Here is a 10,332-nt window from a genome sequence, read left to right as displayed (position 1 = left end):
ACCGTTTGAATCTTAGTAATTTTCACAACATTAAAACGACGAGTTAATAGGGGTTTGCACAAAATACACGTTTTGTGCAAACCCCTATGTGTTAATGCATGTAATACTATCCCCGTTAATTTTTAGGTTCAAGACCAATTGCACGTAAGAAATCCTTTAGACCTTTGTTTCCTAACTTTTCTTTCGGTTTTTTATTTTTAGGTGCATCAGGTCCTACTTGTAAAAAGTTCTTTTCAATAAAGCGAATATCTATTTCATCAACAATGCCATCCTGATTAATATCTGCCTGTTTATCATCCTTACCGTACTGGGCTACAACACGCATGACATCAAGGATGTCAATCATGCTGTCACCATTCACGTCTCCTGCAGCTGCGATTGGCTGAGAACCTGACTTGGTAATAAACTCCCCTATATCTTCGCCCCAGGTTGTTTTTGTACCTAGATTAATAGTTTGTATACTCTTTAAATGTCCCGGAGCCTCTACTACGATTTTGTATGGATCTTTTGATAAAGGAATATCTGGCACAAATGCTTTACCGGTTTTAGATATTGTTCCAGGATATTTCACTCCGTCAGAACCTTGTGCATATACACTTGCACCTACCGTTGATAAATCCTTACTCCAGTTGCCGTAGAATGCTTCCAGTTTTGCAAATGAAGTTACAAAGGAATGCTTAATGATAATTTTATAGCTGTTGATTTGATTAAATGATGATATATTTGTTGGCATAGTTTCACCATATTTAACATAACTAAATGTTTTCGTATTTTCTTCAGCGTCCATTGTACTCCAAATAATATCGTAAGCATCGCTGAATAGTTTGAACTGTACATCAAGGAATGGCATGTCGCCGCTAAATCCTTTGAAAGTTGATTCACCAGAAAGGTGAGCGCCTACGTTTACCATATCTTTAGATTCAGGAAATTTCGGATGGTCCTTTACTTCCGGATTGTCAACGGTTACCGTCACTCCGTGGTCATCTGCCCATTTCTGGAATTCTGGATTCACTTTTACCTTTAAAAATTGAAAGATAAAATCATAGAAACCAACATCGTATTTACCTGACATGAGGTTTTCAACATTGTTCAAGGTTAACGTCATTGTTAACGTATCATTCTTATACACTTTTTCTTTATCGTAACTCGGCACTACATAAGGAGTACCTTCCTTAACAAAGGCATAAGGTTGAAATCCATTTAATAGATGAGCATTTGTTGCATTATCCATTGGGAATAAAGTAACAGTTGCCGGCCCATTCTCAATATCACTTTTCTCAATACCGAATTTTACGTCTCCGTTAGCTTCAACAGGAAAATCCCCAGTTGGAAAGTCTTTCTGATTAAAATAATACCAAAGGACGTTCGAAGACTGTGTGATACCAAGTGGTGCTAATTGTTTTGTGCCTTCATCAAATAGGTTTGCATGAACCCAAAATGCGTTGTAGGTATTACCGTTCATTGTTTCATTTGTAAAGTCTGAATCTTTTAGCTCATATACCTTACCTGGAGCGTGATCTTTAAATGTAAGTTTAGGTAATGTATTGTCAATAATAAACAGATTATCTTGCTCGTAAGTTTTACCATCTGCATCCACAGCTTTAAACTTCAATGTATATTGGCCTTCTGGCAATGTTTTAAGCGGTGCATTAATATCTGTTTTCTCTTCACTTGGATCTCCAACAAACGGATAATAAGTTGCGGTAAAGTTTGCTGTATAATACGTATCCGGCTTCACCATGGAAGCATCTTGTGGTTTTGGCATCGTACTACCTACCGGCTTACCATCTTTATCATAAATCACAAAAAAGATGGTCTTTACTGGGCTATTTACTTTAAATTTCATATAACTTAAACCAGGTTGTGCCATAAAAGGATGCGGAGGATTCCAGAATTTCGTGCTGATGGCTGGCCGCACTATGCCAACAGTCTCTACTCCCTTATCAACAACGTGAACAGCAAAAGGTATACGATAGCTTTCTTGTGGATTCGCACGATTAACAATATTCACATATCCTTCGTATCTGCCTTTTTCTGCTGTTCCTGGTATTTTAATCGTTGATGTTAAATCAGTTGATTGACCCGCTTCCACCGTAATATCCTGTGAAGAAGTTGTTATTTCCACCTTGTTAGACACAGCATCAAGAACACCCGGTTTTGCTTTTGAATATTCATAACTGATATCAAATGTTTTTGACCCTGTTCCATTATTTTTAATAACCACTTTACGACTGTCTACGTTTGTATCGTTTTCTTTTCTATAAATGGTACCGAATGCAATGGCGCCTGTTGGATCATCAATTGTAACTTGGTTACCATTTTGATCTTTATTTTCTGTTTTATCCATTACTTTAACAGAAACATCTGAAAGAACTGCTTCTTTTACATCGACTAATCCTGCACCTACTTCGTAAACAGAATAGTCATCAGATAACTTATCAGCTCTATTCATTAACGCTGCTTTTACATCAAACGGAGTAAATTCAGGATGTTTTTGTAAAATAAGAGCTGCGATTCCTGCCACATGCGGAGATGCCATCGACGTTCCTGAAAGACGTGCGTATGCTGACGAATAATCAATTCCTTCTTCTGGGCTATTCATATATTCCGGATAAGTGGAATATACAGAAACACCAGGCGCTACTATATCAGGTTTAATGTCATAGTTTTTCGTTACTGGACCCCTTGAGCTGAAACCTGCTAAATGATTTCCTTGTGTCGTAACTGCCCCAACACTTGTAAATGTAATCGAAGAAGCTGCAGCAGCTTTTAAACGCTCTCCTTCTGCTTTCGTTAAACGAAAAGCTGGGATGAAGTTCGTTTCTTTCGCTAAATACTGGTCAATTTCCCCATCAATGTTGTTATACACAATGACTGCGGCTGCCCCAGCTTTTTTAGCATTAGCCACTTTATCAACAAACGTATACGTTCCACGTTGAATCAATGCCACTTTTCCAGATAAATCAATGGGTTGACCATTTGCATCCTTAAAATCGTTTTCCCCACCTAAACCAGCATATACAACAGGGTAGGATTGATTCACTAACGTTTCTAAATTGTCATTAAAACCTTTTCCTAATAGTTTCATATTTTCAAAAGTTTCGCTTCCAACCACTGCTGATGCTGTAGGGATTGACATTGGGAAGTCACTTGCTCCAACCGTAATGGCAAAAGCTGCTGTTCCCGGAGATCCTAATGTTTTCTCACCTGGTCCTGAGTTACCTGCAGATACAACACATGTCACACCTGCAAGAGTCGCATTATTGATCGCAACTGATTCCGCAAGTAATGGATCGTTTACTGCAGCACCTAAAGATAAGTTAATAACATCCATTCCATCGTTTACGGCTTTATCTATTCCTCCAATAATGCCACTTGAGTATCCAGAACCGTATGGACCTAACACACGGTAAGAATATAAATCAACATCAGGTGCTACACCTTGTGCCGGCGAATCAACTGTATTTTCTCCTTGCCCCGCAATCGTTCCCGAAACGTGAGTACCATGTGATGTAAAATACGTGCGACCAGGAGATACCGGTTTGCCAGCATTTAACCAATCTTGATATGTCGTTTCCATTGGGTCTGCATCATTATCTACAAAATCCCAGCCCTTAACTTTAATCGGATCAATCGTCTTTGGGTCTTGTCCAGCTGTTTTTCTATACCCTTTATAAACGTTCGTTAAATCTGGATGGTTGTAATCAATACCGGTATCTAGGACACCTACTTTAATTCCATTGCCCGTAACTCCATTTTCATGCAAATCCTCAATACCTGGAAGAGGGATGTAATTCTCTTTTAATTCTTCAGGAGAAGTACTTTGCACAGTTACACTTTTCTTTTCTGTGGACATTGTCGGAGATACAACTTGCTCGTTTCCAACAGCCGCATTCTCAGTAATTTCACTATCAGTCTCTTTTGGATCAACCTTCACCACTCGATCTTCAAAAATGCGATTTACTAAGTCAGATTCTAATAGTTTTTCAACATCCGTTCCTGGAAGAGTCATCGCTACTCCGTTAAAGGCATGTTTGTATTCATTGGTAATCTCAATGGTCGATGGAGTATTATAAGGTGTGATGGCACCTACTCCAGCTTTTTGTTCCTTCATTTTTTGAACAAAGCCTTTAAACTTTTTATGAGATTCATTTACGTCTTTTGTAGCCTCTGTCAACGAAATCTTCTTTCCTAATTTTCCCTGCTGAATAACTGATACTTTTGCTGGAGCTTGTTTAAACTCTACAATAATACGAACAGGATTTGGATTGTAAACATTGATAGATGGTGAAATTTTCACTTCACTCTCTTCGCTAATAGTATTCAATGCCTCAAGCTGTTCAGGGGTTAATTGATATATCCCCGTTTGAGATTGATTAATCGAATTAGGATCTTGAATTGTGTTTTGGAGTTGGTTTGTAGCCATAACATTAATTGGAATGACAGAAGCCAACAATAAACATCCGAGAGACGTCTGAGCAAGCATTTTTTTTAATCTCTTTTTCCTCAATTTACTTCTCCTCCTTAATTAACACAATTGAATGACTAACGGTAATATTCAGATAATTTTCTTTCTATCTATCATTCTACTTAGCGTTAGTAGAATCAGGGTAATTTACCACTTTAGGAGCTAAGTCCACATCGGCTGTAAGCTCATCCTCAAATGGCAAGCTACAATATTAGTATAATGCCTATTTCTTTATTTGCCTGCTCATCAAATGTTTTAATTTGTATGTGCCTTTTGTTTTAGATGAATAGTACCAAAGATATAGATGAATCCCATAAATCTAAGGGGTTTTTTTAGGAATACTGTAGTAACATTTGAGATGCGTTTTAAAGTTGCGTATTTTAGGTGGAATGATATGCAAAATGAAAAAAGTTTTGTTATTTATTTGTGAAGTTTAGTTAAAAAGCTATCCACTTCCCCCCAATTTTTGGGGATTTGGTTAGCTTATTTTTTTGCATATTTTGACAACCTCTTTTATTTAATTCCAGTATCAAATTACTATTTAACTGCAAGAATTTAATCTGATTAATATATATGGAATATTCCAAAAATAATATTTCATTCCTTGTTAATTTCCATATTATCTCAATTACACAGGAATTTATTCCTGTGTAATTGAGATAGCATTATTTTTTGTTTGATTTTTTACTATTTAATAATAAAATGTCTATTTTTGTAATTTTTTGTATTATTATCGAAAAAATTGACGGCAAAAAAAGCCTATTTTCCCCCAATACACAAGTTTTATTGTTTCAATTATTATTTATTTGTATTTAAGATTTGGGCAAAATCCCACTTCTTAGATATTTTTTTAAGGATTAATTAATCTAGTAAAATGTTCAACCAGGGGGGGAACTATCAAGTTAAGAAAAAAATTATAGGGGGTTTCATAGGAGGAAAAAAAGATCTAAGAAAACAATTGCTTTTGCGCGCTTGGCTGCTGCAGTAGTTTTGGCAACTAGTACTGGTAATTCATTTGCTCATGATGACATAAGGACAAACGATTTAGGAACAACACAAAAGGGAATAGAAGAAATACTTAAGACGCAGAGAAGCCTTTATGGAAATACATCCACTGAGCATATGGGAATTATTGAGGAGAATTTCTAAAAACACCATAGGTTTACATAAGCTCCAGATGAAAAGGAATACGTGGACGGTTGAAGCAGGCAAATGGATCTCCAAAACAAGGGCAGCCAAATGGAATTTATACCATAACACTGTATGGTGTTGATGAGTTCGGATTTAAAGTTACGACAGCACGAACAACAATTAATGTAGTTAATAATCAATAAAAATTCGAGTTTAGAGTTCCAAATATTAACGCCAGTCTTAATGCCATCAAATTTCAGGGGGAATCAAATTGATAAAAAGGAAAAGACATGGCTATGGCCACGTCGCATTTAGTTTTATTTTATGTGCATTATTGTTGCTCTCTACTTTTTTACCTCAATTCGCTTTGGCTAATTCCAACTCCAAAGCAAGTATTACTCTTTATGAAAGTTCTGAGGCAGCATCTAAAAATGTGAAAACACATGAAAGTTCTGAGGCAGCATCTAAAAATGTGAATACAAAGGTAGATAAAAAACTGAACGATCAGTTTAATAAGGATAAGACCGTTACATTTTTATTAAAATTAAAAGATCAAGTGGATACAAACAAAGTGGCCAGCGAAACAGCTAAAAAAGCTAAATCTCAAAAACAAACTGCTGCCAAAACCGAATTAATGAAACGTTCGGCTGTCGTCTCCACTCTTCGAGCTAAGGCCAATGAAACTCAATACTCAATCATAACCTATTTGAATCAAGAGAAAGAGAAAGGAAATGTCAAAGAGTTTCAATCCTTCTATATCGTCAACGGTATGGCGGTAACAGGAACTAAACAAGTAATGGATAAACTTGCAACCTTCCCTGAAGTCGAAAAAATTCTGCCTAACGAAACGGTACAGATGATCCCGAATGAAAGCAGTAATACATCCACTCAACCAACAGCTGATGCTAAAGCAGAAACTCAAACTGACACCCAAGCGGACACTCGGGAAGACACTCAGACAGACACCACTTCAGTCGGATGGAATCTTGCAAGAATTGACGCACCAAATGTCTGGAAGATGGGCTTTGATGGTACAGGAACTGTAGTCGCTAGTATCGATACAGGAGTCCAGTGGGATCACCCTGCTTTAAAAGAAAAGTATCGGGGTTACAACCCAGCTAATCCAGATCAGCCTGACCATACCTTCAACTGGTTTGATGCTATTGATGGGAGTTCGACTCCATTTGATAGAACTAAACAAGGTACCAGCGTCACAGGAATCATGGTAGGTTCTGAACCTAATGGTTCAAATCAAATTGGGGTTGCTCCAGGTGCAAAATGGATCTCTGTGAGAGCCTTTACAAGCTCTGGTGGTACCGGAACCCAAGTCGATCTACTGGAAGCCGGAGAATGGATTCTAGCTCCAAAAGATGCTGAGGGCAACCCACATCCAGAAAAAGCACCTGATGTAGTGAACAACTCATGGGGTAAAGTTCAAGAAGGAGTCGATGAATGGTTCCGTCCAATGGTGCAAAACTGGCGTGCAGCTGAGATTTTCCCTGTGTTCGCTGCTGGAAATTCAAGCTATAAAGAGGGGTTAATCTGGAACCCAGCCAACTATCCTGAATCGTTTGCTGTTGGGGTTACAGATAGTAATAATCTGCGTGAGTTTAACTCCTCACGCGGTCCTTCGTCATATGGAGTAATGAAGCCAGACATTTCCGCTCCAGGTGAGAAAATTCGCACTTCCATCCCAGGTGGAAGCTATTCGGAAGTAAAGATGACTATGTCTGGTGCACCACACATTTCTGGAGTCGTTGCCTTGATGAAGCAGGCGAATCCATCTCTTACTGTTGATGAAATTGAAAAAATTTTAAAAGATACAGCAACACCATTAACTGATCCCACCTATCCAACTTCACCAAACAATGGGTATGGTCATGGACTAGTAAACGCCTATATGGCTGTATCATCCATAATCAGCGGACTTGGCCGCGTTCAGGGACAAGTGGGTCATGAAGGTCAGGATACTGAGAATCCAACTTATCAGCATACCGCTCCAACTGAAAATTTTGCAAATATGACATTACCTCTTACTGTTCAAGTACAAGACAATGTCAGTGTTAGAAGAGTAGAGCTACAATACCGTGCAAGCGAAACTGCCGAATGGCAAACAGCAGCAGCAACTCGTACCGCAGGTAACTATAAGAGCGGAACGTACCAAGCCGTGATTCCGGCTGATGCCATACAGGTTCCAACCCTTACCTATCGTTGGCACATCACGGACTATGGACAAAATGCGGTTACTTCTGACGATTACAAAGTACCAGTCAAAGAGGGTATTAGCACTGGTTATTATCAAGATTTTGAATCTATACCGAACGGCTGGACTTCTTATGGTACGAAAAACAATTGGGAATGGGGAGTACCTGCCTACGACAAAGGACCAGCAACGGCCGCTTCCGGTGAAAAAGTGTACGGAACCAAGTTAAGTGGTCAATATGACAATAAAGCCAATATGAGCTTGATGATGCCTCGAATCATCGTGCCTGAAGGTAATACTTATCTGCAGTTTAAAGACTGGTATCAAATTGAAAGCGGTTACGATAATGGTTATGTGCTTGTGTCAACAGACAAACAAAACTGGCAACAGTTGTCCAGCATCACTGGTAACTCTCTTGAATGGACTCAACGCCAAATCGATCTAACCGCATATGCTGGTCAACAAATCTATATCGCCTTTAACTTCACCACAGACGAATTGGGCCAAAGAGCAGGCTGGTATATCGATGATGTCGCCTTAAGCAATACAGCACTTACTACAGCCAATGTAGAACTAGAAAATGCAAGACAACTGGAAAACTCGGATACCATCAAAACAATAAAAATAAAAAACGTGATGGCACCTACCGCCGCGATCACACCGGCAGCAGCCCAACCCATGACCCTGCCACTTGAGGCTACAGTGAGCGTGCTCGAATCAGGACATTCTGCTATCACCAACCCAGTTGATGGCAGCTTTACCATGAGACATCCTGCTGGTGAGTTCACCTTACGTGCAGAGTCATATGGATATGTCTCTTCCGATCAACGAGTGAATATTCCTAAAGATGGTGCGTTAGATGCCAACTTTACCTTAAAACCGGCCCAGAAAGGAACGGTTAACGGAACGGTCACAAATAAGCAAACAGGTCAGCCGCTAGCTAACGCAACACTCTCTCTGATCGAAGACGCGGTCATTCAACCTGTACAAACAGATGAAAACGGACATTTCTCTATCACTGCCTATGAAGGAACCTATACATTACATGTGTACGCGCCTTTCTTTTTCGCCCAAGATATCACCATCTCTATCCCAGCAAACGGGCAGAGTGAACAAAATGTTGCGTTACCACCATTTGTAGGCTATTCAAGTGAGATAGGCTATGATGATGGGACAGCGGAAGCTGCTGTAGCTTGGAATGTTAATTCAGTAGGTCGTGCTGCGGCTGTAAAAATTTCTCTGCCTGAGGGCAAAAAAAGCGCCTTAGTCACTGCAGGTCAATTCTTCTTCTATGATAAAGGATGGCCGACTCCAGGTGGAAGTGGAAAAGAATTTAAGTTTGCCATCTATGATACTAGTGGACCAAATGGTGCTCCTGGCAAACAAATAGCGGGTCCATTTAAATCGACTGCACTAACGAATGGGCAATGGACGGTTGTCGATTTGTCAAATGAAAGTCTCATAGTAAACGGCGACTTCTATTTTGTCTATCTTCAAGAAGGCGTCATGCCGAATATTCCAGGACTTGCTATTGATAAAAGCAGGACAAATACGGGTCATAGCTGGGAAAATCTAGTAGGGACTTGGGTCCCGCTCACTTATCCTAATGGAAACATTATGATTCGGGCACAGGTACAATATGAAGCGATGACTCCAGTGATTACAACACCAAAAGATGCAGCCATCACCAATCAATCTACTTTCACAGTAGAAGGGCAAGCTTCACCTGCTACCCAAGTTCATCTTTTCAATAAAGGGAAAGAAGAGGCTACCACAACAGCTAGAGAGGATGGCACCTTCTCTGTAGATGTGCCCCTTCAAAAAGGTGAAAACGTGCTGACAGCTATCTCTTCATCTAATCAAGGTAGTACGGATCCGTCCGAGCCAGTGAAGATCACCCTTGACCAGGCAAAACCAGAACTAACCATCACCAAACCTGCTGATGGTTTCAAAACAAATCAGAAGGCAGTTACGATTGAAGGAAAAGCGACCGACCTGCATCTATCCGAAGTCACTATAAATGGTCAAAAAGTGAATGTCACAGAAGATGGCTCTTACTCCCTACGCCTATTACTCAATAGTGGAGAAAATAAATTTACGGTCACTGCAAAGGACCGTGCTGGAAATGAAACTAGCAAAGGAGTCACTATTTACGCCAAGTTTAATCCACCTGCAATCACAAATTTAAAACCAGCTCAAGATGTGGTGATAAATAAGGGTAATAAGTTGACTGTCGAACTAGATAGTGAACATGGAATTAGCGGCTCCTTCATTGTTCGCTTACCTTCAACCTATGCAGCTGAAGCCACAACAGCAAAAACAACAACAGCAACCGCCACTTCTGTTGAAATACCATTAACAGAGCAAGGAAACGGTCACTATGTTGGTACCTGGACGGCTCCAAAAGACAAGATTAAAGGTGCTGTAATCGAAGTGGTTATGAGAGACGCTTATGGAAACGAATCTCGTCAAACAGCCGCTGGTAAAGTGTATGTCAACGTACAACCTAGGTAAATCCTAGATTGATAGA

Annotated in this window: 3 protein-coding genes; 2 read left to right on the top strand and 1 reads right to left on the bottom strand. The window is 39.6% G+C overall.

Annotated elements, in window-relative coordinates:
- Positions 1-115: 115 nt before the first annotated feature.
- The gene (locus TR08_RS33590) at positions 116-4,510 is read right to left on the bottom strand and encodes a S8 family serine peptidase (protein ID WP_045518888.1); all 4,395 of its coding nucleotides are present in this window, start codon (positions 4,508-4,510) and stop codon (positions 116-118) included.
- 1,157 nt (positions 4,511-5,667) lie between these two features.
- On the opposite strand from TR08_RS33590, the gene TR08_RS33585 reads away from it, so the two are divergent.
- Both TR08_RS33585 and TR08_RS13530 read left to right on the top strand, forming a co-directional pair.
- A complete protein-coding gene (locus TR08_RS33585) occupies positions 5,668-5,802 on the top strand; it encodes a hypothetical protein (protein ID WP_274521006.1) in 135 nt (44 codons plus the stop codon).
- A 68-nt stretch (positions 5,803-5,870) separates the two neighbouring features.
- Positions 5,871-10,316: a S8 family serine peptidase gene (locus tag TR08_RS13530; RefSeq protein WP_238579135.1), complete on the top strand. Its 4,446-nt coding sequence runs from the start codon at positions 5,871-5,873 to the stop codon at positions 10,314-10,316.
- The last annotated feature ends 16 nt before the right edge of the window (positions 10,317-10,332 follow it).

The organism is Neobacillus niacini (assembly GCF_000759675.1).
Lineage (GTDB): Bacteria > Bacillota > Bacilli > Bacillales > Cytobacillaceae > Neobacillus > Neobacillus niacini_A.
This window is presented reverse-complemented; position numbering and strand designations above follow the sequence as displayed.